The organism is Nocardia wallacei (assembly GCF_029868745.1).
GTDB lineage: Bacteria > Actinomycetota > Actinomycetes > Mycobacteriales > Mycobacteriaceae > Nocardia > Nocardia wallacei_B.
In genome coordinates this window covers 33,664-57,664 of record NZ_JARWOP010000207.1, presented here as the reverse complement: position 1 = coordinate 57,664, position 24,001 = coordinate 33,664, and the positions used below count along the sequence as shown (strand labels likewise).

The window sequence follows — 24,001 nt, the reverse complement described above, 5'->3', positions numbered from 1 at the left end:
GTCTTTACTCACGCGGAGTCGTGAGCGTCGTTCTGGGACTTCAGGAACTCGACGAATGCCTGAACTTTCTCGACGTCAGCAGTCGGCAGACCCGAGACATCGACTACTTCCACACCGAGGCCGGACGGCCCAACGTCGGCCACGCTATCTGGATCGAACCCAGCGACTTCCAGTAGCTCGTCTACTGGCTGTTGTAGCGCAGAGGCGATGCGCGCCACCGTCTCTGGCGTCGTTTTGACGGGGAATGTCTTGCCCCGAATCGTTTCGACTCCGGCCTCCAACTGCCGCCATCGTCCATCGCTGATTCCGGCCCGTTTGGCCGCCTGGCGTTTGGACAGGCCCGCGGCTAAGCGGCCCTGCTCCATGCGGCGGCCCAACTCCCATTGGTCGGTCATGCGACACATTGTTGCCTGCGCAGCGGTGCGAAGTCCAGCCGGAAGTGCGCGGTGTCTACTGCGCGTTACGCGCAGTGACGCGCAGGATTTTGGCGCAATAGCGTGCTAGTTATTACCTGGCAGTAGCCCTGCGCTGCGACACGCCTGATTATCCCTGGCTTGCACTGCGCGCGCACTGCGCATACGATCTTGTGCGCACCAAGTCGTGATTGCGCCGCCACGCAAACACCCGAAAGGAACCAGATATGTCCGGCAATTCCGCCGACGAAACAGTCGTCCCACTCAACCAGCGACTCGCGCTCACGGTCCGAGAGACCGCTCTGCTCACCGGCTTCAGCTACGCGTTCGTCGATCGGCAGATCGCAGCGGGTCACCTCGCGGCGTGCGCGCCTGGGGGCGACGGCCGTAGCAAGCGGGTCCGTGTCGCTGACATCGACGAGTGGCTGAAGTCGAGCCCGTGGGAACCGTCCGCAGCCTGACAAATCAAAAGGCCGGCGCCTCTCCGCCAAGAGATACAAACGCGCCGGCCTCGCACCCGAAAGGAACCAGCCCCCAGATGCAACACAACCATAGCACCTTGGATGCTGCGATCGCAGAACTCGACTCCACCGTACCTGAAGTGCTGGGGAGTCCGTTCTGGACCCTCGCTCGCACCGTGCAGTTCGAGGTCACCGTCTATCTGCCGCTGTCATTTGTGGACATCGTCGGACGCCGCGCCGGATCGTGCGCCGTGTTCCGGGTGCAGGGCGGAACAGCTCTCGCCGCGGTGAACGCAGCGCTCGACGAACTCGACCGCGCTACCTCGGCCGCGAAGCTGGCCGCCGCATGAGCACGATGAACCGAGAGCCGTTGCAGTCCAGCATCATCCGCCTGGTCTCCGCCGGTGTGATCACCTTCGCGGTCGTGCTCGCGCTCGGCATCGTGGCCTTGGCGTGGATCGGAGTGATCGCATGAGCGCGCCGGTCGAAGTCGCGACTCTCGAGCCAGGCACCGGCGACTGGGCGCGGAAGATTACCGCGTCGAAGATTCCCGGCATCTTCGGTGCCAGCAAGTACAGCTCCCCGACGAAGGAGTGGTACCTGCTGCGCGGTGAGGTACCGCCCGACGGCGAGAACGAAGCCATCGCCCGTGGCCGCGACTTCGAGCCGGTGATCCTGGACCGGTTCTTTCGCCGCCACGTGGAGCTGAAACGGCAAGGTACCAAGACGTTCTCGCGGCCCGGCTGTGAGGAATGGGCAGCCGCGAACCCGGACGACATCGGCATCGACTCCCGCACCGGCGAGGCATTCGGCATCGAGGCCAAGACCGACGGGCGCGGCGACTACCAATGGGGTCCAGCCGGATCCGCAGAGATCCCGCTCGGGTACTTCCTCCAGGTGCAGTGGCAGATGCACATGTCCGGCATCCGCCGAACCTGGGTGACCTGCCTTGGCCCGTTCTACGACGAGACCGACTACCTGGTCGACTACGACGGCGAGCTGTCCGCCCAGATCGAACACCACTGCCGCGAATTCCACCGCAGCGCAATGGATCCCAACGGCCAGCCGCCGGACGTCGACGGCCACCCCGAAACCTACGGCGCGATCCGCCGGGCGCACCCGGAGATTGAGCGCGACGAGGACTGGCCTGTCGCGGTCGACCTCGCCCGCGAATTCGAGGCCGCTGTGCATGGTGTCGACGCCGCCGACGAGGCACTGAACCTCGCCCGCTCCAAGCTGCTGCGCGTCATGGGCAACGCTCGCCGCGCCGTGGTCGGCAGCGGGAAAGGCAAGCAGGTCGTCGCGACCCGCCAGCCGACGAAAACCGGTGTGGCGCTTTACAAGTTCCGCAAGCCGATCGACTGGGACGCCGTACAACAGGCTTCCTGACCCTCAATCTGTCCGGCGCTGGCCGCCACCAGCGCCGGGCATCATCAAAAGGAGAACCAGCCCCATGCCATTCACAGCAGCACAAGTCGACCAGCTGCTCGCAGCGATCAATCCCGTACGCGTCATGCGCGATGGGAAGGGCAACAGTCACCTGCCGCAGCAAGACGTCCTCGCGCACCTCACCCGTATCTTCGGATTCGGAGGGTTTGACTACGAAATCCTCTCGCTGGACCTCGTTTTCGAGCAGCCGCACATCAAGAATGACGGCACTCGACCGGACAACCGGTTCGATGTCTGCTACAAGGCGACGATGCGGCTCACGGTCCGCGACCCCGACGGCTACGTTGTCTGCCGGTTCGAGGACGGATCGACTGGCGACGCGACGAACCAGAAGCGCGCCGACGGCCACGACCTCGCGATGAAGTCCGCGATCAGCCTGGCCAAGAAGCGGTGCGCCATCGCGCTCGGCGACCAGTTCGGCCTGTCGCTGTACAACAAGGGCCAGTTGAGCAAGCTGGTCGGCGGAACGTTGGTGCACCCTGGCAAGACCGACGAGCCCAAGGACGTCCAGGCCGACCTCCCGGAGTCCAAGTCGATGGGCATCGACGAGGTCGAGCGACCCGTGCACCAGGAGGACGAGTCGAAGCCCGCGGATTCGCCGCCGCCTCCACAGGAGAACAACCGGCCGACTGTCGCCGACCGTGCCCGCAACGTGGTCGCGAGCAAGCGCGCCCCCACGGAGGCCGAGATCGAGGCCCGCGCGGAGGAACTGCGCGCCCGAGTCAGCGCCGCCACGACGCGCGAAGAACTCCAGGGCATCTGGAAAGAGGCCGGTGCCCTCAGCCCCGACTGGTGCGCGATCGTGCGCGTCGACGCGGAGACCAAGGTCGCTGAAATCGACAAGGCCGCGGCATGAAACCGACCGTCCACATGAACTGCGGCACCGATGCCGGATACCACCGACACCACCGGCGCCGCGAACAGCCGTGCCAATGGTGCCGCGACGCGCACGCCACCGCGACGAAGGCACGGCGCGACCGGCAGGGACTCCGCGACGGACGGGTCCTGGTCGACGCATCACTCTTCGCGGCGATGTACCTCGAAACATCGGTCGAGCGTCAGCTTGAGGTGGAGAAGGCCCTCGGCCGGTCCGCCGTCGACAAGCTCGTCGCGCGATTCGATCGGATCGCGTCGTGAGTCGCGGCGAGTGGCGCGACTGGGTCTGGTGCAACACCTGCCGCAAGCGCCGGTACCGGTCGCGCAAGGCGGCCAAGCAGGCTGTCCACATCGTGCCCGGCACGCGTATGAGCGCGTACGAGTGCGTCGCGGCGCCCGGCTTCCACATCGGGCACCTCCCGCGTTCTGTGCGTCGTGGGGAAACCTCCCGCGACGCGTATTACGCGGACGTCGCGACAGCCGCGTGACCAATCCGTCGACGCTCGCCGGCCTCGCAGTCTGGATCCACATCCGCTGCGAGGTCGGCCGGACGATGCTGCGCGCCCGGCCCGCCTGCGAGTGTCCACCGGACTACGAGATCACCCGGCACGACTGCGATGCACCGCCGCCGTTCCGCACCGACTCCTACATCTGCCGAAGGCATCTCGACGAGTTGGCCGCGATGGCGTACCCGTTCGTGCAGTGCCGCCGGTGTGGCCGGACGTTCCCCACGTTCGGCCACGCAGTCAGCAACCTCAGGCCGGTCCGATGAGCTTCAGCTTCATTCCCGACCATCTCCGGCCTGAGCAGGAGCACACGTACAACCAGGCGCTCGCCGGGCGCCTACCCGCCGAAGTGCTCACCCCGAAAGACCGACGGCTACTGGTCCGCCAGCTGGTCGCCGTCGGAATGACAGACCGCGAGATCGCCGAGCACACCAAGTGGACCACCTACACCACGGTCCGCGTCCGCGAGTCGATCCCGCTGGAACCGAACCAGCCCCTCGTAGAAAGCAACGCCGCCTGATGACGTGGTTCAAGATCGACGACAAGTTCTGGTCCAGCCCACAGAGGCTCCGCGCTTCCCACGCCGCCATCGGCGCCTGGTGCATCGCCGGGAGCTACTGCGCCGACCAGCTGACCGACGGAATCGTCTCCAAAAACGCGCTGAAAATGCTCGGAATCCGACCGAAAATCGCTCGGGAACTCGTCGAAATCGGGTTGTGGATCGAACGTCCAAACGGCGATTTCGAGTTCGTAAACTGGAAGAAGTACAACCCCCTCAAGCTCGAAGTCGAGGCCCGCCGCGAACAGCTCCGCGAAGCAGGACGCGCAGGTGGCAAGCGGTCCGGACAGTCCCGCAGAGGCGAAATCGACGAAGCGAACAGCGAACCGAACACGAAGCAAGATGCTTCGCCCAAGCTGAGCATCGTGCCGAGCGAAACCGAAGCTCCGCCCGTTGAACTCCCGACCCGTCCCGTACCAACTACTTCTAACGAAGTAGTTAGAGAGCCGCGCAAAAAGCGCGCGACCGCCCTCCCCAACGACTGGATGCCGGATCAGCCCGTCATCGACGCCATGAAGGCCGAATGCCCCGGCGTCGACCTCCAGGCCGAACACCGGAAGTTCTGCGACTACTGGCGATCCAAAGACGAACGCCGCGCCGACTGGAACGCCACCTGGCGCAACTGGATCCGCCGGGCGGCCGAGAACCCGCGGAACGGTGGCAGGTCCGCCAGCGCGCCGCAGGGCCGCGTTCTCACCCCGGCTGAAATTAAGTTCGCGAAAGCCGAAGCGCTGAAGGAGAACCCAGACCCGCGGATCCTCGCCGCCGCCGGAATCCCGATGCCCGAGACCGTCGCGCAGCCGCAGCTCGACGGGTGGGGACAGTCCGCGATCGAGGCCGCGTCGTGACGCCGGACGATGTGCTGGTGCTGCTGCAAGTGGCCCAGTCGTACGACAACCGCAACATCGACCGCATCATGCAGTCGTCGTGGCTCGACGCCGCGCACCGCGCACGCTGGGACCGAGACGCCGCCCTGACTGCGATCCGCGCCCACTACGCGGAGTCGACGGACTGGATCATGCCCGGACACGTCACGGCCCGGATCAAGGCCGCGGCCAAGGCGCCCGGATATGCGCCGGAGTATCGGCCCGCTCTCGCTGCGGCGCCACCGGCGACTGCGGAGCAGCGAGCCGCGGCCCGTTCGCTGTTCGCCCCGAAGGACCGAACACACGAGCCCCGGAAGGTTGGATTGCGTCGCAGGCGCGTCGTGGAGCCGTCGACCACACCGGAGGCCGGTGCGGAGCCGGTTCGGGCGTTCTCGGGTGATCTGGGGCGGATGCTGGATCGGTTGCGGTCCAACGGGGGCGGGTAGTCGGAGGCTGGTCGAGTGCGTCATCGCGAGGCGGGACGTACTCGGCCAGTCTGGTCACGCCAGTCGGGTTGCGTGGCTCGCCATCTCAGGAGCGCGTGTATTCGCCATTAGCTCGCCCATTCTTCTGGGTCATCGGGGTCTAGGCCGGCGCCGAGCAGTGCCTCGCGGTCGATGGAATCGTTCATGGCAGGTTGGACGCTGGAAGGTTGCTGGCCGTTGCGTAGGCGATGTGACTCGCCTGTACTTGACCTTCCGCGCCAGAACTGCCCAAGGCGAGTCACGTTCGAAGTTGTCGGCTGCGTGATCGAGCGCGGCGCGTGATCTTCTCAGGTTCATAGTTGTCGGACACCAGCCAAATCCGACCTTTTGCATCCATCACGGTCATCTGGAAAGCAACCACCGATCGACCACGATGCCGGCCTTGTTCGTCGTCTATGACCCACTGGGTTTCCCAGGTCTCGCTGGGCTTGATCTGGGAGTTCTTCGGTAGCGCGCTCGTGATCAGACCGGGGATCAGTTCCGAGAATTCGACAGACCGTAACCAGACAGGAACACCAGTGCCGGGGTCGCGTTCGACGTTGGCCCTCACCGCCATAATGTTCAAGTCGTAGACGCTCTCGTCGCTGCGGTTCGTAACTTCCATCCACCACGTGAACTTGTCGTTGCGTGTCGGACCAGGTATGAACCGGGTGCGAAGCAGGCGTACCTGACATGCCTGGTCTTCGATGGTGGACCTTCGCTGCGAACGGTACGTGCTCACCGCCACCGCAACACTGATGAAGGTTGCGATACTGCCCGTTGCGGAGATCCACGGAGGCACGATCTCGGGCTTGACATGTTTGAAGCGCAACAACCACACCAAGAAGACTGCGGCGGCAGCCACTACGAGAATGATGGTCACAGGCACTTGCCATCGGCGGGCGATGAGCATCCCAATGGAGAACCCTCGGCGAACTTCTGACCTGATGGCCTTGAGCAACCTCCGAAGGACCACAACAACACTCCGCCCGCGAACGCGGACTGGCTGCATTAACTCGGCGATCCTCCGCCACACCATTGGCGTAGCTGTCGAATTAGATGCTGACGCCTGATCGTCTGTTGGCGCCCGATCGGCGTCGTCCGGCGGTGCCGAGTAGGTTTCCGAATCGCTCACCGCGATCCTCTCTCGCTGGTCGTAACACATCTCCTGCTACGGCCCGCAATGCCGTGGCAGGAGCTTGTATCACCGCGTCCACCGATTCCGTTTCGATCACGCTATGATTCGAATCTATGTTCGAGGATTGGCCGGAGCAGTTCACCCCGCCACTCCGCCGCGCCGTCGACCCACCACAACCCGTCCTCATCGACCTCGGACAAGCCATCCCAACCCAGGCACCCAACGGATTCGGACGCAACAAAGTCGCCATGCGCATCAAGGCCGGCGGACTCAACCTCACCGGCACCGTGCCTGGCCTACTCCGAGGCTGGGCACGCGCCACCGACGGCAGCTGGCTCGGCCTCTGCGAATTCACCATCGAGACCGGCAACGGGCACGGTCGCCTGCCGGTCGCGCAACTGGTTCCGAGGCAGGCGCTCGCGCCAGCGGAAAACACCGGCCGGACGGCTACGCCGAGAGCAAGGCGCCGATGACCTCCGGTGTCGCCTCCGCAACCGCGCTGGCGGTCAGTGGTCCACCGTTCCGGGCTCGGTGCGCAACCATCGCCGCCCGGCCATGCACATGCGCCGCAACCTCCCCGGCATCGAGGGCGGACAGGTCGGCGGCCATCAGCGCGCCAGCAATACCCGCGAGCACGTCACCGGCCCCGGCGGTCGCGAGCCACGGCGGCGCCTCCGCCTGGCTGGCAGCGAACCCCGACGGGTCGACGATGATCGTTGTCGGCCCCTTAACCAGCACGGTTACATCGAGAGCGCTCGCGATCACATGGCCGTAATGCAGTGGCCTGGACTCGATATCCATACGTTCTGTCGGCTGGCCAAGCCAGCCCATGATGCGCGCCACCTCGCCCGCGTGTGGTGTGAGGAGCATCCGGTCAGCGCTGGTGGCGCGTTCACCGATGAGCCGCCGCCGGACGCACGCCTCAAGGGCGCCCGCGTCAACTACGCACGGCATACCGCTGGTCAGTGCTTCGTCGATAGCCTTGTCCTGGTCCTCGTCATCCTCGACACCCGAGCCCAGTAACCACGCCTGCACCCGGCCGATGCCGGGTACCGCTTCGGGAACAGCTGTAAGCACCTGTGCGGTAACGCCTTCGGGGCCGATGAATCGTACGATGCCCGCGGCGCCGGACTGGACCGCGCCGTGGACTGCGAGCACTGCGGCGCCGGGGTAGGTGTCGGATCCGGCGACTACACCGAGGACACCGCGCGTGTACTTGTGCGCAACTCGCGGCGGCACGGGCCACAGTGCGCCGATGTCGCGGGCACTCAGGCGGCGCGCGATTGGAGGTGCGTCGATCTCGGGGAGGCCGACGTCGACAAAGCGGAGTTCGCCGACGATGTTGCTCGCGGGCGGCAGGATCGTGCACGCCTTCCAAGCTCCGAACGTCACGGTCACATCCGCGCGCACATGAACCCCGCGGATCTCGCCGTTGTCCGGGGCAATCCCGCTGGGCAGATCGACCGCGATAACCGGCGTCCCGGCCGGTATCGCGTCGACCAGCTGCGCAGCGTGGTCGCGGAGCCCACCGACGCCGCTCTCACCGATGATGCCGTCAACGACCAACTCGGCTGATTCGACCGCGTGCCTCGCGGCGTCGACGTCGACCGCGGCGACGATCCGCCCGCCAACTGCGCGCAGTTGGACCACTCCAGGCTCGTACGCGGTGTTGCCAGTAAGGATGGCGTCGACCTTCACGCCGCGGCGGCGCAGCCGGATCCCAGCGAGCAACGCGTCCGCACCGTTCTTCCCGGTCCCGACCAACAGGGCCACCCGACGCCCGTAGACGGTGCCACCGCGGCGGAGCAGTTCGTCGCCGCACACCACCGCCAGGCCGGCGGCAGCCTTGCGCAGCAACCGATCCGGGCGCCCGGTTTCCAGTTCCTTCGCCACCGCCGCCTGCACATCTGCAGCGGGGTAGGCCGTCCAACTCGTCGTCACCCTGCCCATTCCATCAGACCGCAGCATGAATCAACCGTCGATGAGCAGGTGGCAGCGGACGGCGAGCGCGCGCACGTGCGGCCGAGCGCGGGCATGGTCTCGCATCAGCAGCTCGCGCACCAGCTCGCGGACAAGGCCGGAGTCGTGGACTTCGTCGGCGGAGATCTTTTCCGCGTCGAGCAGCGCGAGCACCGCAGCGAGATCGTCCTTGCGTTTCACATAGCCGCGGGCGGCGTCGACCAATGGCCGCGAGCGTCGCTCGACAGAAGGCACGCGGTCGATATCCAGGCGCGAGATCTTGTCGACCACCGCGTCGTGATCGCCGAGTTCCGCAGAGATGGCAAGGCCGTGAATGTCGACATTCCCGGCGCCGAACATGGTCCAGGGGTCGTAGCTCGAGCCGATCGCGCGGGCAGCGTCCTCCGCCGCCTGGTGGAGTGCCCACGCCTTCCCGGACTCGTCTGACTGCGCGGACGAGATCGCAGCCGCCAAATTGAGCATCCCGTACGCCGCGAGCAGTTCGTTGGATGGGTTGTCCCCGAATCGACGTTGCAGGTCGTCGGCCGCTTGGAGACAGACTCGCGTGGCTTCCTCCTGCTGTCCAGCGCGCCGGTAGCTCGCCGACATGGCCCACGCCCCGAGCGCCAGCAGGTGCGGGTCATCTGCTTCGCGGGCGGTCGCCACCGAACGTTCGGCAGCAACCCAGGCGAGTTCGGCTTCAGGGAGGTGATGCAGCCACAGTCGACTGATCTGGTATGTGCCGCACAGCGTGCGCGCGGCTCGGCGGCGCACATCGGTGTCGGCGGTGAGGTAGGCGGTATTCGCGTCGAGGATGAGTTGCGGCAGCACCCGGCCGACGGAACCATGAGCGGTTGGGGACGTGTGCCATGTCGTCCACGCCTGTGCAACTCGCTCGCCGATTTCGTCCAGTGAGACTGGCGGAGCTGACGATGGCTGCACGATTGGCAACGCAGTCCGCATGATCACTTCGCGCACTTCCGCGACTTGCTCCCGTCGCGGTGCAGCCTTCGGCGCCAGAGCGTTGATGGAGCCGCCGAGGAGGTCTTGCGGTGAGCATCGGCACGCGGCAGCGATATTGACGATGTCGGTCAACCGCTCGGCGTGGCTGATGCCGCGTTCCACTTGCGAAACCCACACGGCGGAACGGCCGATCAGTGCGGCTAATTCGACTTGCGATAGACCGGCTGCGTCGCGGTATATCCGGACCCTGTCGCCGATTCCCTGCGTCAGGGACGGATGTTGTGCGCTCATAACACAAGGCTACCGGTTGAGACTCATATTTTTATATGAGTCTTGCGGGCTGCTGATACGTACGTTTGGTGCACGCGCCCGACCGTGCGACCTCATCACTAAGCGGATGTGGTTGCGCGCCTGGTCGGCGACAGAGAGGGCGGTCGGGCGCGCCCCAAACCACCCGGAACACCTCGGTTCCGGCGGCCGGTACCGGCGCTCTGGGTGCACACAATCACACCAGGGAGTCACGCGTGTCCGAACCTACCGAATATGCTGTACCGCAACGCATTTCCGAGAAGCCTACGGCGATGTCCCTCGTCCGGCCGGACGTTTCAGGGCTCGAAGCTCCACAGCATGCAATCGAGACTCAGCGCCATGCCGAGAAGCTGGGGTACGACCACCTGTATACCGTCCGGCCGCCAGCTGATCATCCTGACCCCATCGGGTATGCGCTCGGGATGGCTGCCGGCCTCGGTGTGGACGCGCTTTTCGTCTACGACCTCGCCACTGTCGATAACATGCCCTCGCGGATATGCGAAATGTTCGACCTGGAAACGGTCTACCCTCCGGAGACCTGGGCCGCTGCGCCAGACGTTGTGGACCGTGACCACACGTATCCGGACCACCCGCTCACTGTCGACGAGGCGCGGCGAATCATGCAGGAACACATCGGATGTCGCGCAGTCTCGTGCCCACGGAAGTCGAGTGCGTATGGCCGTCTGGTCCGGGAGGGGAAGATTGTCCCGCCCGTAGATACACAGCGGGAGCGAGCCGCGGCGCGGGGTATCCCGTACCGACCGTCGGCCGAGCCGTTCGCACCGCTCGGCACAGACCTTCAGACGTTGATAGCCGTGCTCGACGGACTGGTGGCAGATGCCGAAGAGCACGCCTTCGCAGTTCGCTTGTCGCCCGGATCCGAGGGATAGGCGAGTGATGAGTTGGTGGAGTAAGGATTCGACGAGCACCACCGTGGAAGAGATTCAGGCACGGCTCGCCCACGAGCAGCAAGCGGTCGGCTGGACACATGACGCCCCCGCGGAGCCACTGACCACGGACCGCGCGCACCGAATCATGCAACAGCACTTGGAATGCCTGGCCGCGGACTGTCCACGCAAAGCCGCTGCATTCCGAGCGTTGGTCGACGCCGGACGCACCAAGCCGGACTCCGGGCGCACCTACTGACCGATCCGGGCGAATATGAAGTGAAGGGAGGCGCTCGTGATCGAAACAGCCAATCGCTTTGCGCACGAACACAAATCGGTGGCGATGTACCTGGACCGGGCCACCAACGATCACGGTGACGAAAAGGGGCTCCTCGTCCACCGCGCTCTACAGCGCGTCGACACCGACCGGCCGCACATTGTCGAGATCGGCCCTGGCGGCGGCGCTGCGGTCGAATTCCTTGCTTCCCGGCTGACCGAGCAACCGCGGCCAGTGCAGCTGACTCTCCTCGAGGCTCCCGGCGTGACGTCGCAATCGTTGACGGCAGCAATCGAGCGATTCAACGACATCGGTTCCTGCGTGCTCGTTCACGGTTGGGCACAAGACCTCGGCGGGCTCTTCGACGAACCGGTCGACGTCGTCTCGGCATCAGCGTTGCTGCACGAGATCTACTCCTACGGCGGGGCATACGCCGGCCTGCACACCATGATGCGCACCCTGCCAACAGTCATCCGGCACTACGGATACTTCGTGTACCGCGACGTGTACGCCGTCGACGCGCCGAGCCTGCACGAACGAGTCGTCCAGTCCTATAGCGCACAGGCATGGCTGCAATTTCTCCGCATGTTCCTGCCGCACTACCTCCGCGAGGGCGTGCACCCGTACCACCACCACGACGACGAGGTGGTGGTACGGCAGAACTCACGGATAGTGCCTGTTGCCGAGCTGGACACCCGCATTTGTGCAGTAGTCGAAGCCCCCGTCGGGATCTTCCGCGAAGTACAGCGCCACTACCTCACCTTCCGCGATCACGTCTGGCGCTCAGGCGTTCTCGGGTTCCGACCGACCCTCGACGGCCCCCTGTCTGGCGACTGGATCGACTTCCGGTCCGGACACAAACGCGTCCATTACGCCGTCACTGAATCCGACTGGATGCCAGCTGCACATCAAGCGAACCTGCTCGCGGTCAGTGAGCCGTTCGACGACCACTTCGTCATCGACGGCGACATCTTCGACGCTGTCTCTGATGTCGCGCTGATGGCTTTCATGACCGCCGCCGGAAATGACCATGAATGTGCGCGGACGTGGGAAGCGTGGCGCGTCCGGGAAGGTCGGGAAACCTACGCGTACCTGACCGCGGACGAGTTGCTTGCTGCATTCGCCGTCAACTCGATCGAGGCAACCGCTCACCAAGACACCGTGCTGGTGCCGGTCTGTGCCGACGACGTGATTACCCGAGATCGACGTTACTACAACCGATTTCTCGCGAAACGACTGTCGAACCCGCTGACCGATGCCAAACAGCTGGTGCTGTTTCAAAACGTCCCGGTCGCCGACTCGGAAGCCGTCCAGCGCGCACTGGACACGCTGCGGTCGTTCTGTTCGAAACCTAATCTCGCCCGTCTGCACACGACAATCCACTGGAGAGGATGATCACCGTATGAACCTGATCGAGGTCGAACGCAAACGCGAACTCCCCGACAGTGACGCCCTCCGTCAACGGCTCACCGAACTCGGCTACCGCGAAGCCGGGCACCTCCACGAAACCGACGTCTACTACAGCCGCCCCGACGTCAATTTCATGGAAACCGTTGAATGCCTGCGAGTTCGACGCCGCGACGGCTTCGCGGAAATAACCTATAAGCCACCATCGGGCGCCGACACACATCGCACCGGCGATGTGATCGCAAAGGTCGAGACAAACGTCCACCTTTCAGAGTCAGAACAGGCAGGCGCCGCTATGGCCCTGCTGACCGCAATCGGCATGGTCGAGCTGGCGAAGGTCGAGAAGGCGCGAACTCAGTACCGGCATCCAGAGCGCGACAACGTGCTGATCGCGATCGACGTTGTCACGGGGGCTGGGGTGTTCGTCGAAACCGAGATCACCGCCGTCGATCGAGATGCAGCGGTGGCTGACCTCGAGCGGATAGAACGCGAACTCGGCATCGTCGACTGCCTGGTGGTGCGCCTGCCGTATCGGGATTTGGTGATAGCCGCTGCGCAGTCATGATCGCCCTACTTGAGCCCCGCCAGGTTGTTGACCCGGCGGGGTTTCGCGTTCCCGGCGACGTGCATCGAGCCTTGCGCTGCACTTTCCTGCACTGCGACGAATCTGCACAACGCGCAGCAAAGCGCGCAGCACTATGCGCAGTGTGCGCGCAGTGGCTTGACAGTGCGCGGTGTGCAGGATAGTTTCGATTTCGTTGGGCCGATGACCAGCAAACACCGGACCAACACCCAAAACCCCCGGCCGCCACCGGGATTCGAAAGGAACCAGCACCGTGACAGTGCATATTTTCGCGTCGTCCGACGAAGCGTACGACCGCAGCCAGTGCGACGATCAGATCGCCGACGGCGACATTCTGGTCATCCCGTCCGAGGGTGTCGCCGGATGGCTCGACAAGGCGTGGCCGGTCGCCGCGACCCGCAACGTCGGCGCATTCCACCGGCTCAACGAGGCCGCCGCCATCGACGCCGAGACCTACGGGCCGAAGACCGGCGACCGCATCGTCGAGAAGGTCGCCGAATGCGTGGCCGCCCTGCACGCCGCCGGGCACACCGTCGTTGCCGTTCAGTCCCCGGCCTACGAGGCCGCGATGGAGGACGAGGCGTACCAGATCAACGCCGAGTACGACGCCGAAGTCGCGTAGTGAGCGACGGAGACCGGAAGCGCCGCCGCATCCAGGCGGCGCTCCGGCCCACCGGCAAGCCACAGCAGCCGCTCGATCTGCTGTTCAACATCGACACCGACGGCCACGAGTACCCGAGCGACCTGCTCGACCTCGCTGCCGACGACACCTGACCGCCGCCACGGTCACAACCCCGAGGAACCAGCCAATGCCGTTCCCCCATTGGGCGATCTGCGATCCCTGCAACGGGCAGGGCTGCCGCCATTGCAATTACAAGGGCGAGATCGTCGTCATCATCCGCTGACCGCCGCCACGGTCACACCCCCACACCGGCCGCCACCGGTGACCCGAAAGGAACCAACCATGTCCGACTACGGACAGAGCACAAATGCGCCCCAGGCCGACGTAGATCGGCTGATGGCCAGGATCCGGGTACTCCACGCCCGGCGCCAGAAACTCACCGACCAGCGCAAGACCGTCGCAGCCGAGACCGGCATCGAACTCGAGGCCATCGACCAGGAGCTTCGCACCCTGCGGGGTGAGGCATGAGCCACCTGACCATCACCCACACCGCAGCCGAAGGCACCATGCTCGAAGGCACCGAGCGAGGCGACGGCACCTACGAAGTCATGCTCAGCGTGAAACGCACTGTCGGCCACTGGAAATGGGCGCGCAGCCTCCAATGCTGGATCATCCTCAACTCCCGCGACAGGCAGCCGAAGCAGTGGCACATCGAGTCCGCCGCCAAGGCGCTCCGCGCCGCCGGATACGCGGTCGAACTGTCCATCGACCGCACCGCCCGCACCGCCGCCGACGCCGAGGCCGCCCGCGCCGAACGGCAGGAAGACAGGGTCGCGGCCCTGGAGGCGAAGGCCGACCGGCGAGGCCGGCAGGCTCAAGCCGCCGACGCAGCCCACCAGCGCGCCCATGACGCAGTCCCACCGATGGGAGAGCCGATCAAGATCGGCCACCACTCTGAGCATCGACACCGCAAGTCGATCGAGCGAGCCTGGGACGCCCTCGGCCGATCGGTGGAGGCACACAAAGCAGCCGACCACGCCCAACAGCGCGCCGAAGCTGCTTCCCGCACAACCGATCACAGGTACGCGCCGGTCACCGTCGCGAACCGCATCGAGAAGTTGGAAGCCGAGCAGCGCGGCGACCAGCGGACCCTGGACGGAGGAAAGCGCGGACGTCCGCCGTACGTGTTCATCGACCCTCCGGCCAGCGGCGACTATCGGGAACGTGTGCAGGCCCGCATGACCCAGCGCGCCGACGAGATCGAGTACTGGAAGGGCGTCCGCGCCGAGCAGATCGCCAACGGCGAGACCACCGGCTACAGCAAGGCCGACGTCAGCAAGGGCGACTGGATCAACTATCGAGGCAGCTGGTACAAGGTCGTCCGCGTCAACGCGAAGTCGGTCAGCGTCGACAGCCTCTACGTCCCCGGTTACACCGACACGGTCGTCTATCACGAGATCCGCGGAATCAAGTCCGCCGCCGAGGCTGCGCAGGTGTCCGCGTGAGCATCCTCTACGCGCGGCTCTCGGTCGCCGACCTCCGCGAGATCGCAGACGACACCGACGATTACGACATCGTGCTCTCCGGCCACGTCGGCATGGACGTCCACCTGGCCGACCCGTACGCGCACCACGCCCACCTCTGCGACTGCGCGTGGCGCAGCTACGTCGCCAACGATCCGGCCCTGTGCCAGTGCCCCGGCTGTGTCGTCGACGACGGCCCGGCATTCGCCGACGCCGAGGACCACTACACCGACCTCGCACGAGATATGGAGTTCGACCTGTGACCACCTCAACCGCCTACACCACCAAGAAGGGCCTGACCATCCGCCCCGGCGACCAGTTCCAGGACACCCGTCCGTCGAACGTTCGTACGTTGCTGGTCGACAGCCTCGAAGCCGAGTACGGCGAGACGTTCGCGCTGTGCATCGTGACCCGCCAGGAGTACGACGGCCAGGTCACCGAGCCGATGCGGCCGACGAAGATGCGCGCCGACCGGCTCGGCGGCCGAGGGTTCAAGCGGGTAGCGGAGGCCGAGCAGTGACCGCGGTCCTCGAGCCCCCGGTGATCCGGCACGGCAGCCTCAACAGCTACACCAAGCACGGCTGCCGATGCGCGGACTGCCGAGAAGCGTTGCGCGTCTACACCGCTGGCATCCGGCGCGCTCGGCTCGACCGGCGCATCCTGCGCAACGGCCGCTGGTACGCACCCTGCGACAACAAGGGCAACCGGCTTCAGCACGGCACCGCGAGCACCTACCAGAACTGGGGCTGCCGGTGCTTCCCGTGCCGCAACGCCCACAACGACCGCAAGTCCTGAAGTAACCCACCCGAAAGGAACACAACCATGTCCAACGAGCCCCTGACCACCCTGATGGGCAACTTGACCGCCGATCCGGAACTCAGGTACACGCCCGCCGGGCAGGCCGTCGTGAACTTCACGGTCGCCCAGACGCCGCGCACGTTCGACCGCCGGACGAACGAGTGGAAGGACGGCGAAGCGCTGTTCATGCGGTGCGCGTATTGGGGTGAGTCGGCCGAGAACGTCGCCGAGAGCCTGACCAGGGGCACTCGCGTGATCGTCCACGGCCGCATGAAGTCCCGCAGCTGGGAGAAGGACGGCCAGAAGCGCACCAGCGTGGAGTTGGAGGTCGAGGACGTCGGCCCGTCGCTGAAGTACGCGACCGCGAAGGTCAGCAAGGTCAGCCGCAACGGCAACGGCAACGGTGGTCAGCGGTCGAGCGCCGCGGACGACGGATCCCTGGGGCACCACCACCAAGGACGAGCAGCCGCCGTTCTGACCCCCGAATGAATTGGTCCGGGCGGGTCACGCACAGTGGCCCGCCCAGCCCGGTCATCCTCGCACCACGCGCCCGCCAGCGCACCGAAAGGAACCAGATCGTGCCCCATATCGTCGACACGCTCCACGCCAAGGTGGCCACCGCCGCGGCCGACGCCATCCTCAGCGGCGAGCAGCACCCCACCCTCACTCTCACCACCCGCGAGACCGCCGACTTGCTCGACCACCTCGCGACCATGAATCGGCGCAACGCCAACCTCTCGCGGGAATTCCGCACCGCAGACAACCGGGCCGAGACCCGCCGGGAAACGCTCATCGACATGGTGTTCGCCGCGCGGGACGCTCACCAGGCCCTCGAACGTATCCGCGCGGTGCTCACCCACCCGTCAGCGCACCGCGGCGCGCAGGCCCAGCAGTGCGCCACGATCGCCCGGATCGCCGCCGAGAAGCTGGCTGCCGCAATGCCGAAGCCGCACAGGGACGGAGTCGCGCAGTGACGGCCCCCGATCAGCCGCGGATCGTCGACCAGGCCGCGCACGACGAACGGGTCGCGCTCGATCAGCAGATCCGCACCCTGACCGACAAGTTGCAGGCCACGCCGTCGAGTAGCGACCGGATCAAGTACCGCGAGGATCTACACGAGCTGCGCGACTTGCAGGAGCGCCGCAAGGCCGCGTTCCGGCGCGAAGTGGGGTGGCCCGCATGACGACGGCCGAAGCTCGTTACGTGTTCGAGCACCGCGATATGTACAGCGCCGACGCCGTCGCATACGCGATGCGGATCCTCGAACAGGCCGGAGAGCTGTAGAGCACCGGACACCAAGCCCCGCTGGCGATCCCCCGCCAGCGGGGCTTTCTGGTAACGAGAACCCTTCCAGCCAGGATGATCTATTCGTGATCAGCTCTGCTCGACCGGCCGTTTTGGTCGCTCTCATCGCCACTGCCGCCGCTTCGGTCGTCGTCGCATGCTCCAGCACCGACAGCACCAGCGCGGCGCCGTCGTCCACCAAGAGCGCCCCGCCGGCCTCGGCCACCGCCTTCCCCGAGCCGCCTCCGTACACACACGAGGTCGTCGGCAAGGAGATCCGGGTGACAACGTCGAGCGCCGATCCGACCGACCTGCTGAACACCTACAACAAGGTGGCCCGGACGCTGCGGCCGACGCTGGCCGAGGGTGGGTACTGGGTACGGATCAACTGCTCGACCGGCAGCACCGACACCTACGATCACCGGCTGGCCAACGGGCACATCGGAATTGGCAAGCTCGGCATCGCCCAGACCGGCGACCTCGGGAAGTTCGACGGCGCCGTGCCGAGTGCACACTGTCCATGAGGTCGGTGTGGCCTGGCATCATTCCGATATGAAATTCTCACAACGGCTCGGCTACGTTCCTGTGCGCAAAGTCGCTCAGGTCGAAGAGATAGACGCCGACCTTCGCACCGATCTCTGGAATCTCGTATACACCCTGTATTTCAATGAGAATGACGATCCCGATGAAATCTTCAGACAAGTCTGGGTACACCATTTCTTCCTTGATTTGGATAAGTACCCGCAGCGGAGGTCCGAGCTGGAAGCAGCGATTAAGATACGGTTCAAATCCTCAGAGTGGTACGAGGTCTACGACCTAATCGAGGCGATACTTGAGGAGGTGGCAGAGAATAAGGACGAAGACATCTCCACCTTCAATTATATTCTCGAACGGAACCTCGCTGGCTACCGCGTGACCAAGGGTGAAGTTGTCCCGATCAGCGATACCGGCGAATTGAAGGAGATCGAACAGGCACTGTCGGTTGAGCACGATGCCGTTCAACACCATCTGGGTGCCGCAGTCTCCTTGCTGTCCAACAGGACTGAGCCCGATTATCCGAATTCCGTCAAAGAATCAATCAGCGCAGTGGAAGCACTTGCGGGATCGCTGACCGGCAAGAACACACTTGGTGGAGCAGTCGACCAACTCAAGCGTGACGGCCAGTTCAGCCACCCGGCTCTACTTGACGCATGGAAGAAGATGTACGGCTACGCGAGCGATGCAGACGGGATCCGCCATGGTGGCGAGAACGCTCCGGAAGTGTCGCAAGCACTTGCACGGTACATCCTCATAACGGCTTCTGCCTTCATCAATCTGTTGACTGCTGCCTACGCTGAGGGCCGTACTCCGCCCTCACGGTGACTCCAACTCTGCAACCAGCTCCAACAGGCCATACGGTCAGCGCGTGCCCCGCTACAGCTTCTCCGGCAAGAACGACGACACCGCAGTCGTCGTCACTGCCGACGACTTCGAGGGCCGACGCGACGAGTTCGACGCCTATAGCGGCGCCCAGTTCCACATCGTCTCCGCGACAGGCGAACTCCGAGTCCGCCTGGACGACGACCCCGACACAGGATGCTGGAACATCGCAGTCGGCCCGACCAACGAGACCCGGCCCGTCCCCGCCTGGCCCATCACTCTCGGCCCCGCAACGGACAACGACCACACCGGGCGTCTCACTATCGAAGCCCCCGCCGACGCAACTCTGATCGAAGTGCGCGCCTAAATGCCTGCCGTCACCCTGCGAGCCAAGCCGATCGACATCAAGGCCGTCCAGTACACCGGCGACAACGTCCACGAGATCAATGTGGAAATGCTCGGCCGCAAGGCATTCGGCCCCGTCCCCTGCGTGCGCGAATACCCAGGCGACCAGGCATACCCGGCCGCCTACCAGGACCCGGACATCACAGCCGAAGTGTGGAACAGCGAACGGAAGCAATGGCTTCCGCTCAAGGCACACGATTGGGTGCTCCAAGGCCCACTCGGCGAGTTCTACCCGGCCCGCCCCGAAGCGGTCGCCGCGAAGTACCTCGCCCCCGCAGCCTGAGACGGCGCGGTCCCGCCAGGCCGCTCCCTCTCCTCACCGAACCAGCCCCCAGGAGCACCGTTTGCCTGCCCAGCCTTACCGCGTGATCGACGCAGTTCTCCACGCCGCCATCGCTGTCGAAGTCGACCCGGACTTCAGCCGCCAATGCGCCGCGGGGACTGCCGAATTGTGTTCCCTCGCGCGGGTACTCGGCAGCCTGACGGCCAGCAACTGGCCGAGTGTCGTCGCAGCCTCGGCCGACGTGGTGAAGTTTCTCGACGGATTCACCGACAACGCGATCGTCATGTCGAAGACCGACGGTTCGATCTGGGAAAAGGCGCGCGAAAGCTGGTACACAACCGGCTCCGACGTCGCTCTGGACAGCCAGGACCTCGCAGCCCGCGGACCGTTCCAGGTCATCCGCTACTGCATCGGGTTCTGATGAGCCTGACCGACGACCTGATCGCCGAATCCGCCTCCGCGAAAGCGTGTATCAGCGGCCGATGGTTCGACACACTCACCGACTCCGACCGCGCCGAAGCTGACGCGTGGCTCTCCAATGGAGGCACCAAAGCCGCGCTCCTCCGAGTCGCCCGCGCCCGCGGCTACACCGGCAGCTCCGCCATGTTCTACGCCCACACGCTCGGCGACTGCCCTTGCCCCCGAAGGACTGAGCATGGGAATCGCCGCCGATCTGGCCGCCCAGCCGCCCGCCCGTGAACCGCAGTACAAACCACGCATCGAGTACGACGGCCGGACCGGTTTCGTCGACTCGGACCCGCACCCCGTCGACGAGACGGTCGCGTTCGACGAACTTCTCAAGAAGCACGGCCTTGCGGGACAAGGAGTGCGGCTGGATCCTGAGCGGCCCGTGCGCATCTCGCGCTGGCAGAGCTTCACCGGCGAATGGCTCCAGGCCGACCGCTTCTATATCGTCGCCGACCGACCAGGCGGCGTCGCAGCCGAGCAGCTGATCGCCCAGATCATCGACCGCGCACCCGCCCCGCGCCCGCAGGCCGGCGGACCGGCCGTCTTCAACTTCCAGGCATCGGACTTGCAGATCGGCAAGAGCGACAACGGCGGAACCGATCAGATTGTTGCCCGCTACCTCGAAGCGGTCGAGCGTGCCATCGAGAAGTACCGGCAGCTGCGCGCCGCGCGCACCGTCGGCACGGTTCACCTGATGTTCCCCGGCGACTGCGTCGAGGGGAACCAGAGCCAGGGCGGCCGGAACTGGTGGCGCACCGATCTCACCGTGACCGAGCAGATCGCCGTGTTCGAGCAGCTGCTCTACACGACGATCGACGGATTCGCCGACAGCACAGACGAACTGCTCGTCGACGTCGTCAACGGCAACCACGATGAGGCGCAGCGATTCCAGATCACCCGGCCCGGCGACGGCTGGGCCACCCATGCCGCGAGCAGCGTCGCCAAGGGCCTCGAACGCAACGCAGCCGCGTACGGGCACGTGCAGATCCGCACGCCGGACCCCGAGCGCGGCTACATGACCGTCCCGGCCGGAGACACCGTCTTCACGATCGCGCACGGCCATCAGTGGCGCCGCGGCAAGGCGATGGAGTGGTGGGCAGGTCAGGCGTTCCACGGCCAGAACCCCGGAGCCGCTGACGTTCTGGTCCACGGCCACTACCACACGTGGGAGCTGGAGACGACGGATAAGCGTGCGCGGATCCAGTCCTCGACGCTCGACGGCGGCTCGAACTACTACCGCGAGCAGCACGGCGTCGAGTCCCGCCGCGGCGCTCTGATCTACCTCACCCGCGGCGGAGACATAGCTGACCTATCGTTGGTTTAGTCGCTGGTTTACTCAAACTCCTGCGCTGTCGACCGAGAATTCCAGTATCGGATGAAGAGTTCGCGCGCTACTTCTGCACGCTTCTTTGCTATGTCGAGCTCGAGATCACGTGGGATGAATGCCAACACACTTAGCTGAGGCCAACGACCCTTCTCTTGCAGGGACCACACGCCATCAGCGTTAACTTCCAATTTTTCGCGAAGCTCTGAGCTTGGCTCCTGTTCGGAGACCATGAAATTCATATTATTTTCAGAAACACCGTTCTCGATTATCCATGATTGCCAATCGTTCCAATCGTATAGACCCAGCTCAGGCGGATGTTTACGGTACGTCCTTACTATGTAAAATAAAGCGTCTACACCGTCGGCAATTTCGACAGATTCCCAATCGACCGTCCGAGCGGCACTAACAAAACTGGTAGCCGAGCCGATGCTGCCGAATACCTCTTGCACCGCCTGCTCGCTTACCCTCTTCTCGCTCCTGAAAGAGAGAAGGAAGTCCGCCATCGGGTTGGGAGGGGGGAGCGTCTGGCGTGCGGTTTCGGCGAGCCAGTCAAAGGTGCAGATTGTAAGACGATGATCTCGGGCAAGTCGGCGCAGCCGATCATCAATATCCCGCGCTTGCTCAGTTCTGCGTCCAATCACGATAATGCCATCGAGTTCCGGATCGATGTCCTGCAGGCCAAGCCCGGATTCCGTTTGGGATCTGCTCGCGTAATCGCGGTTTCGGGACAACCAGCTGCGCCAGTCATTTATTTGCCGAACTGCATGTGTTAGTGCGGACGTTGGGTCACCTTTTGTTGTGAACAGCTTGGCTTGTGGACGTTCGAGTTCGACGGCATACCAAACCAGACCCGCTGAATCTTGATCCGCAATTAGGAAGTCGGTCACATGCTCCGAGCCCAACCTCTTTGTTGGGATAACCCAGCGATCACCACCACCTCTAAGGAGCTGAGTCAAGAATCGAGGATGCTCTTCTAGAAACTTCTGCATCGCAGCTTCATTGGGAGCGGCGTCGAGAGCTTCATCATATTCCTTGATTGCCGCAGCTTGAATGCTGCCGTGCGTCACGAGGTAATCCGACAGGTGCGAGTACGGTCGTGGATCGGTTGGGTCGATGGAAGACATCTTTTGCACTCCGGGCGGCGGGGGTCGGGGATGCTGGCCTAACACGCTACGGAAAAGTGTACGTAGCCTAGGCGGAACGACTTGCCAGTGTGTTGCTGTATCTCGCCTCATCAGGGCAATGACCTCGAAAAATAGGTCATACCTGAGGCTTTGCAACACACGGTGACGCGCAGTGGTGTTGCGCAATGCGCGCGCAGTGGCGAGCATTGCTGTGTGACGGAGAGCAGGGAAGGCCAGGCGCCGTGCCACCGCGACGCCCGTTTCGTCCAGCCCGGCGACGACCCCGACTGGCACTTCTACCCGGAGACGATCGCCGCCATCACGATCTGCGAAACCGAGTGCCCGATCAGCCGATTCGTCGCCTGCGCGCGCCGTGCGCTCGGCTCCGGCCAGCTCGCCACCGAGCCGGAGATCACCCTCCCCGCCGACGGAGTGATCGCCGCCGGACTCGTATGCCGCGGCGACAACGAAACCACGCTGGCGCTACAGGAGATGATCAACCGATATGGACGCGGAGACGACCGGATCCCCGTCTGCGCCGGATGCCAGCGCCGCCTCGTCCCGGCCGGTCAGCCCCTCGGCGTCAACGAGGCCCACCTTGCCGCCCGCGGACTGTGCAAGGGCTGCTACTCCGCCACCGACCGCTCAGGCCAACTCGCCAAGGTCTACAAGATCCGGCCGACGCACTGCGTCGACTGCCAGCGCCCTCTCGTCGGCCGCAACGCCGAAGTCCCGGAAGGCCACGTCCGCCATCACTCCCGCGGTCGATGCCTGTCCTGCCAAACGAAATTCCGCCGCTTCACCAAGAAGGCAGCATGACCAAGACCTTCGCCCAGCTCGACCGCCGCGACATCGGCATGATGCTCGTCTACCGCGACAGCCGACGCTGCCACCGCGTCAAACTCGTCGGCCTGGAACGCAAGACGACGCACACCGTCGCTTGGGTCACTTCCGGATTCGCCGGAGAGCAGCCGCTCACGCTGGCGAACGACACTCCGATCTCCCTCGAACCCTGACCGTCGACCGCCATCGACACGAGGAGCCAGCCCCCATGAGCAGTGCCGTCCTACCGCTGCCGTACACCAAACCGCCTCTGTCACTGAACGACTCCGGCGCATCCCGCGGCGCCGCCCTCGCCAGGTCCCGCAAGCGCAAGCAGCTGCGCACCGATGTGTGCCGCCTCGCCGCTCTCGCCTACCTCCCGCGCGGCGTCGACCACGTCACCGTCCAACTGCACTACCGGCCACGCGACAACCGCGTACGCGACACCGACAACCTGATCGCGACAGCGAAGCCGATCTACGACGCACTCACCAAGGGCAGGCCGGCACGCATATCGCCACGCACCCGGCGGCCGGTGCCCGCGCAGATCGGCTACGGCATGGTCCCAGACGACACACCGCGCTGGATGACCAAGCCAGAGCCGATCATTCACGCCGCGCAGCCCGGTCAGCCCGGCTCGCTGTGGGTCGAACTCGTCTGGCGCCTGGCCGACGACGGATCCGACCCGCAGGCGGTCGCCGCGTGATCAAGTTCCGTCTCCAGCTGCCGCTCGGGATCACCTTGAGTCTCGAAATCTGCCGCAGCGTCGACCCCGCCGAAATCGCATCCGCCGTCTGGACCGAGCAATTCCGCGAGCCGCCCTACATCGACGACGACGACACCGAATGCGACTGCCAGTGACCCGAGAG

The 24,001-nt window shown here is 64.9% G+C and carries 41 protein-coding genes; 36 read left to right on the top strand and 5 right to left on the bottom strand.

Features of this window, described 5'->3' with window-relative positions; genetic code table 11:
• Nucleotides 1-8 precede the first annotated feature (8 nt).
• On the bottom strand, nt 9-395 hold the full coding sequence (locus QH470_RS17445) for a helix-turn-helix domain-containing protein (protein ID WP_280273433.1): 387 nt from the start codon (nt 393-395) through the stop codon (nt 9-11).
• 245 nt (nt 396-640) lie between these two features.
• Here QH470_RS17445 and QH470_RS17440 point away from each other — a divergent pair, with 245 nt between their 5' ends.
• From QH470_RS17440 to QH470_RS17390, 11 genes are all read left to right on the top strand, one after another.
• Nucleotides 641-874, top strand: coding sequence for a helix-turn-helix domain-containing protein (locus tag QH470_RS17440; RefSeq protein WP_280273432.1), 234 nt, complete (start codon nt 641-643; stop codon nt 872-874).
• Nucleotides 875-951: 77 nt separating this feature from the next.
• Entirely contained in the window at nt 952-1,224 is a 273-nt protein-coding gene (locus QH470_RS17435; RefSeq protein WP_280273431.1) for a hypothetical protein, read from the top strand.
• The gene (locus QH470_RS17430; RefSeq protein ID WP_280273430.1) at nt 1,221-1,349 is read left to right on the top strand and encodes a hypothetical protein; all 129 of its coding nucleotides are present in this window, start codon (nt 1,221-1,223) and stop codon (nt 1,347-1,349) included. Before QH470_RS17435 ends, QH470_RS17430 begins: the two co-directional genes overlap by 4 nt.
• Nucleotides 1,346-2,263 carry a YqaJ viral recombinase family protein gene (locus QH470_RS17425; RefSeq protein ID WP_280273429.1) on the top strand — a complete coding sequence of 306 codons (918 nt, stop codon included), beginning with the start codon at nt 1,346-1,348 and terminating at the stop codon, nt 2,261-2,263. The genes QH470_RS17430 and QH470_RS17425 overlap by 4 nt, the downstream gene beginning before the upstream one ends.
• Before the next feature lie 64 nt (nt 2,264-2,327).
• Nucleotides 2,328-3,179 (top strand): Rad52/Rad22 family DNA repair protein, encoded by an 852-nt coding sequence (locus QH470_RS17420; protein WP_280273428.1) that lies wholly within the window; start codon nt 2,328-2,330, stop codon nt 3,177-3,179.
• Entirely contained in the window at nt 3,176-3,460 is a 285-nt protein-coding gene (locus QH470_RS17415) for a hypothetical protein (RefSeq protein WP_280273427.1), read from the top strand. The genes QH470_RS17420 and QH470_RS17415 overlap by 4 nt, the downstream gene beginning before the upstream one ends.
• The gene (locus QH470_RS17410; protein ID WP_280273426.1) at nt 3,457-3,687 is read left to right on the top strand and encodes a hypothetical protein; all 231 of its coding nucleotides are present in this window, start codon (nt 3,457-3,459) and stop codon (nt 3,685-3,687) included. Before QH470_RS17415 ends, QH470_RS17410 begins: the two co-directional genes overlap by 4 nt.
• Nucleotides 3,684-3,971 carry a hypothetical protein gene (locus tag QH470_RS17405; RefSeq protein WP_280273425.1) on the top strand — a complete coding sequence of 96 codons (288 nt, stop codon included), beginning with the start codon at nt 3,684-3,686 and terminating at the stop codon, nt 3,969-3,971. The genes QH470_RS17410 and QH470_RS17405 overlap by 4 nt, the downstream gene beginning before the upstream one ends.
• Nucleotides 3,968-4,225, top strand: coding sequence for a hypothetical protein (locus tag QH470_RS17400; RefSeq protein WP_280273424.1), 258 nt, complete (start codon nt 3,968-3,970; stop codon nt 4,223-4,225). The genes QH470_RS17405 and QH470_RS17400 overlap by 4 nt, the downstream gene beginning before the upstream one ends.
• Nucleotides 4,225-5,112, top strand: coding sequence for a hypothetical protein (locus tag QH470_RS17395; RefSeq protein WP_280273423.1), 888 nt, complete (start codon nt 4,225-4,227; stop codon nt 5,110-5,112). Before QH470_RS17400 ends, QH470_RS17395 begins: the two co-directional genes overlap by 1 nt.
• A complete protein-coding gene (locus QH470_RS17390) occupies nt 5,109-5,576 on the top strand; it encodes a hypothetical protein (RefSeq protein WP_280273422.1) in 468 nt (155 codons plus the stop codon). The genes QH470_RS17395 and QH470_RS17390 overlap by 4 nt, the downstream gene beginning before the upstream one ends.
• A 277-nt stretch (nt 5,577-5,853) precedes the next feature.
• Here the strand turns inward: QH470_RS17390 and QH470_RS17385 are convergent, their stop codons facing one another.
• Entirely contained in the window at nt 5,854-6,477 is a 624-nt protein-coding gene (locus QH470_RS17385) for a hypothetical protein (protein ID WP_280273421.1), read from the bottom strand.
• Between the two features lie 368 nt (nt 6,478-6,845).
• Between QH470_RS17385 and QH470_RS17380 the strand changes: the two genes are divergently transcribed.
• Complete coding sequence (locus tag QH470_RS17380) at nt 6,846-7,205, top strand: hypothetical protein (protein ID WP_280273420.1); 360 nt, start codon at nt 6,846-6,848, stop codon at nt 7,203-7,205.
• On the opposite strand, the gene QH470_RS17375 is transcribed toward QH470_RS17380, so the two are convergent.
• Nucleotides 7,180-8,700: a bifunctional ADP-dependent NAD(P)H-hydrate dehydratase/NAD(P)H-hydrate epimerase gene (locus QH470_RS17375; RefSeq protein ID WP_280273419.1), complete on the bottom strand. Its 1,521-nt coding sequence runs from the start codon at nt 8,698-8,700 to the stop codon at nt 7,180-7,182. The two genes, QH470_RS17380 and QH470_RS17375, sit on opposite strands and share 26 nt — an antisense overlap.
• Nucleotides 8,701-8,703: 3 nt before the next feature.
• On the bottom strand, nt 8,704-9,945 hold the full coding sequence (locus QH470_RS17370) for a helix-turn-helix domain-containing protein (protein ID WP_280273418.1): 1,242 nt from the start codon (nt 9,943-9,945) through the stop codon (nt 8,704-8,706).
• 233 nt (nt 9,946-10,178) lie between these two features.
• Between QH470_RS17370 and QH470_RS17365 the strand changes: the two genes are divergently transcribed.
• The 20 genes from QH470_RS17365 to QH470_RS17270 all read left to right on the top strand — a co-directional run bounded on the left by QH470_RS17365 (nt 10,179) and on the right by QH470_RS17270 (nt 21,183).
• Nucleotides 10,179-10,853, top strand: a complete 675-nt coding sequence (locus QH470_RS17365; RefSeq protein WP_280273417.1) for a hypothetical protein — start codon at nt 10,179-10,181, stop codon at nt 10,851-10,853.
• A 7-nt stretch (nt 10,854-10,860) separates the two neighbouring features.
• A complete protein-coding gene (locus tag QH470_RS17360) occupies nt 10,861-11,109 on the top strand; it encodes a hypothetical protein (RefSeq protein ID WP_280273416.1) in 249 nt (82 codons plus the stop codon).
• A gap of 36 nt (nt 11,110-11,145) precedes the next feature.
• Nucleotides 11,146-12,522 carry a hypothetical protein gene (locus QH470_RS17355; protein ID WP_280273415.1) on the top strand — a complete coding sequence of 459 codons (1,377 nt, stop codon included), beginning with the start codon at nt 11,146-11,148 and terminating at the stop codon, nt 12,520-12,522.
• Nucleotides 12,523-12,529: 7 nt separating this feature from the next.
• A complete protein-coding gene (gene cyaB / locus QH470_RS17350) occupies nt 12,530-13,099 on the top strand; it encodes a class IV adenylate cyclase (RefSeq protein WP_280273414.1) in 570 nt (189 codons plus the stop codon).
• Between the two features lie 271 nt (nt 13,100-13,370).
• Complete coding sequence (locus QH470_RS17345; RefSeq protein WP_280273413.1) at nt 13,371-13,739, top strand: hypothetical protein; 369 nt, start codon at nt 13,371-13,373, stop codon at nt 13,737-13,739.
• Nucleotides 13,739-13,891, top strand: coding sequence for a hypothetical protein (locus QH470_RS17340; RefSeq protein WP_280273412.1), 153 nt, complete (start codon nt 13,739-13,741; stop codon nt 13,889-13,891). The genes QH470_RS17345 and QH470_RS17340 overlap by 1 nt, the downstream gene beginning before the upstream one ends.
• Nucleotides 13,892-14,081: 190 nt before the next feature.
• Nucleotides 14,082-14,267, top strand: coding sequence for a hypothetical protein (locus tag QH470_RS17335; RefSeq protein WP_280273411.1), 186 nt, complete (start codon nt 14,082-14,084; stop codon nt 14,265-14,267).
• Nucleotides 14,264-15,244 (top strand): DUF3560 domain-containing protein, encoded by a 981-nt coding sequence (locus tag QH470_RS17330; RefSeq protein ID WP_280273410.1) that lies wholly within the window; start codon nt 14,264-14,266, stop codon nt 15,242-15,244. The genes QH470_RS17335 and QH470_RS17330 overlap by 4 nt, the downstream gene beginning before the upstream one ends.
• On the top strand, nt 15,241-15,525 hold the full coding sequence (locus tag QH470_RS17325; RefSeq protein WP_280273409.1) for a hypothetical protein: 285 nt from the start codon (nt 15,241-15,243) through the stop codon (nt 15,523-15,525). Before QH470_RS17330 ends, QH470_RS17325 begins: the two co-directional genes overlap by 4 nt.
• On the top strand, nt 15,522-15,782 hold the full coding sequence (locus tag QH470_RS17320) for a hypothetical protein (RefSeq protein WP_280273408.1): 261 nt from the start codon (nt 15,522-15,524) through the stop codon (nt 15,780-15,782). Before QH470_RS17325 ends, QH470_RS17320 begins: the two co-directional genes overlap by 4 nt.
• A complete protein-coding gene (locus tag QH470_RS17315; protein WP_280273407.1) occupies nt 15,779-16,057 on the top strand; it encodes a hypothetical protein in 279 nt (92 codons plus the stop codon). Before QH470_RS17320 ends, QH470_RS17315 begins: the two co-directional genes overlap by 4 nt.
• Nucleotides 16,058-16,084: 27 nt before the next feature.
• Nucleotides 16,085-16,549, top strand: coding sequence for a single-stranded DNA-binding protein (locus QH470_RS17310; RefSeq protein ID WP_280273406.1), 465 nt, complete (start codon nt 16,085-16,087; stop codon nt 16,547-16,549).
• 89 nt (nt 16,550-16,638) lie between these two features.
• Entirely contained in the window at nt 16,639-17,034 is a 396-nt protein-coding gene (locus QH470_RS17305) for a hypothetical protein (RefSeq protein ID WP_280273405.1), read from the top strand.
• The gene (locus tag QH470_RS17300; protein ID WP_280273404.1) at nt 17,031-17,243 is read left to right on the top strand and encodes a hypothetical protein; all 213 of its coding nucleotides are present in this window, start codon (nt 17,031-17,033) and stop codon (nt 17,241-17,243) included. The genes QH470_RS17305 and QH470_RS17300 overlap by 4 nt, the downstream gene beginning before the upstream one ends.
• 187 nt (nt 17,244-17,430) lie before the next feature.
• Nucleotides 17,431-17,868, top strand: coding sequence for a hypothetical protein (locus QH470_RS17295; protein ID WP_280273403.1), 438 nt, complete (start codon nt 17,431-17,433; stop codon nt 17,866-17,868).
• 28 nt (nt 17,869-17,896) lie between these two features.
• A complete protein-coding gene (locus tag QH470_RS17290; RefSeq protein WP_280273402.1) occupies nt 17,897-18,706 on the top strand; it encodes an AbiJ-NTD4 domain-containing protein in 810 nt (269 codons plus the stop codon).
• A gap of 43 nt (nt 18,707-18,749) precedes the next feature.
• The gene (locus tag QH470_RS17285) at nt 18,750-19,070 is read left to right on the top strand and encodes a hypothetical protein (RefSeq protein WP_280273401.1); all 321 of its coding nucleotides are present in this window, start codon (nt 18,750-18,752) and stop codon (nt 19,068-19,070) included.
• Nucleotides 19,071-19,391: a hypothetical protein gene (locus QH470_RS17280; protein WP_280273400.1), complete on the top strand. Its 321-nt coding sequence runs from the start codon at nt 19,071-19,073 to the stop codon at nt 19,389-19,391.
• A gap of 82 nt (nt 19,392-19,473) precedes the next feature.
• A complete protein-coding gene (locus QH470_RS17275) occupies nt 19,474-19,812 on the top strand; it encodes a hypothetical protein (RefSeq protein WP_280273399.1) in 339 nt (112 codons plus the stop codon).
• A 234-nt stretch (nt 19,813-20,046) separates the two neighbouring features.
• Nucleotides 20,047-21,183 carry a hypothetical protein gene (locus tag QH470_RS17270; RefSeq protein ID WP_280273398.1) on the top strand — a complete coding sequence of 379 codons (1,137 nt, stop codon included), beginning with the start codon at nt 20,047-20,049 and terminating at the stop codon, nt 21,181-21,183.
• An 8-nt stretch (nt 21,184-21,191) separates the two neighbouring features.
• Here the strand turns inward: QH470_RS17270 and QH470_RS17265 are convergent, their stop codons facing one another.
• Nucleotides 21,192-22,310 (bottom strand): Shedu anti-phage system protein SduA domain-containing protein, encoded by a 1,119-nt coding sequence (locus tag QH470_RS17265; RefSeq protein ID WP_280273397.1) that lies wholly within the window; start codon nt 22,308-22,310, stop codon nt 21,192-21,194.
• Nucleotides 22,311-22,523: 213 nt separating this feature from the next.
• On the opposite strand from QH470_RS17265, the gene QH470_RS17260 reads away from it, so the two are divergent.
• Genes QH470_RS17260 through QH470_RS17245 form a run of 4 tightly spaced genes read left to right on the top strand, consistent with a single transcriptional unit; the run spans nt 22,524 to nt 23,993 of the window.
• Nucleotides 22,524-23,129 carry a hypothetical protein gene (locus QH470_RS17260; protein ID WP_280273396.1) on the top strand — a complete coding sequence of 202 codons (606 nt, stop codon included), beginning with the start codon at nt 22,524-22,526 and terminating at the stop codon, nt 23,127-23,129.
• The gene (locus QH470_RS17255) at nt 23,126-23,326 is read left to right on the top strand and encodes a hypothetical protein (RefSeq protein ID WP_280273395.1); all 201 of its coding nucleotides are present in this window, start codon (nt 23,126-23,128) and stop codon (nt 23,324-23,326) included. The genes QH470_RS17260 and QH470_RS17255 overlap by 4 nt, the downstream gene beginning before the upstream one ends.
• A 35-nt stretch (nt 23,327-23,361) precedes the next feature.
• Nucleotides 23,362-23,838: a RusA family crossover junction endodeoxyribonuclease gene (locus QH470_RS17250; RefSeq protein ID WP_280273394.1), complete on the top strand. Its 477-nt coding sequence runs from the start codon at nt 23,362-23,364 to the stop codon at nt 23,836-23,838.
• Nucleotides 23,835-23,993: a hypothetical protein gene (locus QH470_RS17245; RefSeq protein WP_280273393.1), complete on the top strand. Its 159-nt coding sequence runs from the start codon at nt 23,835-23,837 to the stop codon at nt 23,991-23,993. The genes QH470_RS17250 and QH470_RS17245 overlap by 4 nt, the downstream gene beginning before the upstream one ends.
• Nucleotides 23,994-24,001: the final 8 nt, after the last annotated feature.

Bases quoted from the DNA above. Each gene is read 5' to 3' on its own strand.
- QH470_RS17445 (WP_280273433.1), bottom strand. From the start codon at position 395: ATGACCGACCAATGGGAGTTGGGCCGCCGCATGGAGCAGGGCCGCTTA.
- QH470_RS17440 (WP_280273432.1), top strand. From the start codon at position 641: ATGTCCGGCAATTCCGCCGACGAAACAGTCGTCCCACTCAACCAGCGA.
- QH470_RS17435 (WP_280273431.1), top strand. From the start codon at position 952: ATGCAACACAACCATAGCACCTTGGATGCTGCGATCGCAGAACTCGAC.
- QH470_RS17430 (WP_280273430.1), top strand. From the start codon at position 1,221: ATGAGCACGATGAACCGAGAGCCGTTGCAGTCCAGCATCATCCGCCTG.
- QH470_RS17425 (WP_280273429.1), top strand. From the start codon at position 1,346: ATGAGCGCGCCGGTCGAAGTCGCGACTCTCGAGCCAGGCACCGGCGAC.
- QH470_RS17420 (WP_280273428.1), top strand. From the start codon at position 2,328: ATGCCATTCACAGCAGCACAAGTCGACCAGCTGCTCGCAGCGATCAAT.
- QH470_RS17415 (WP_280273427.1), top strand. From the start codon at position 3,176: ATGAAACCGACCGTCCACATGAACTGCGGCACCGATGCCGGATACCAC.
- QH470_RS17400 (WP_280273424.1), top strand. From the start codon at position 3,968: ATGAGCTTCAGCTTCATTCCCGACCATCTCCGGCCTGAGCAGGAGCAC.
- QH470_RS17395 (WP_280273423.1), top strand. From the start codon at position 4,225: ATGACGTGGTTCAAGATCGACGACAAGTTCTGGTCCAGCCCACAGAGG.
- QH470_RS17380 (WP_280273420.1), top strand. From the start codon at position 6,846: ATGTTCGAGGATTGGCCGGAGCAGTTCACCCCGCCACTCCGCCGCGCC.
- QH470_RS17375 (WP_280273419.1), bottom strand. From the start codon at position 8,700: ATGCTGCGGTCTGATGGAATGGGCAGGGTGACGACGAGTTGGACGGCC.
- QH470_RS17370 (WP_280273418.1), bottom strand. From the start codon at position 9,945: ATGAGCGCACAACATCCGTCCCTGACGCAGGGAATCGGCGACAGGGTC.
- QH470_RS17360 (WP_280273416.1), top strand. From the start codon at position 10,861: ATGAGTTGGTGGAGTAAGGATTCGACGAGCACCACCGTGGAAGAGATT.
- cyaB (WP_280273414.1), top strand. From the start codon at position 12,530: ATGAACCTGATCGAGGTCGAACGCAAACGCGAACTCCCCGACAGTGAC.
- QH470_RS17335 (WP_280273411.1), top strand. From the start codon at position 14,082: ATGTCCGACTACGGACAGAGCACAAATGCGCCCCAGGCCGACGTAGAT.
- QH470_RS17330 (WP_280273410.1), top strand. From the start codon at position 14,264: ATGAGCCACCTGACCATCACCCACACCGCAGCCGAAGGCACCATGCTC.
- QH470_RS17310 (WP_280273406.1), top strand. From the start codon at position 16,085: ATGTCCAACGAGCCCCTGACCACCCTGATGGGCAACTTGACCGCCGAT.
- QH470_RS17290 (WP_280273402.1), top strand. From the start codon at position 17,897: ATGAAATTCTCACAACGGCTCGGCTACGTTCCTGTGCGCAAAGTCGCT.
- QH470_RS17280 (WP_280273400.1), top strand. From the start codon at position 19,071: ATGCCTGCCGTCACCCTGCGAGCCAAGCCGATCGACATCAAGGCCGTC.
- QH470_RS17270 (WP_280273398.1), top strand. From the start codon at position 20,047: ATGGGAATCGCCGCCGATCTGGCCGCCCAGCCGCCCGCCCGTGAACCG.
- QH470_RS17265 (WP_280273397.1), bottom strand. From the start codon at position 22,310: ATGTCTTCCATCGACCCAACCGATCCACGACCGTACTCGCACCTGTCG.
- QH470_RS17255 (WP_280273395.1), top strand. From the start codon at position 23,126: ATGACCAAGACCTTCGCCCAGCTCGACCGCCGCGACATCGGCATGATG.
- QH470_RS17250 (WP_280273394.1), top strand. From the start codon at position 23,362: ATGAGCAGTGCCGTCCTACCGCTGCCGTACACCAAACCGCCTCTGTCA.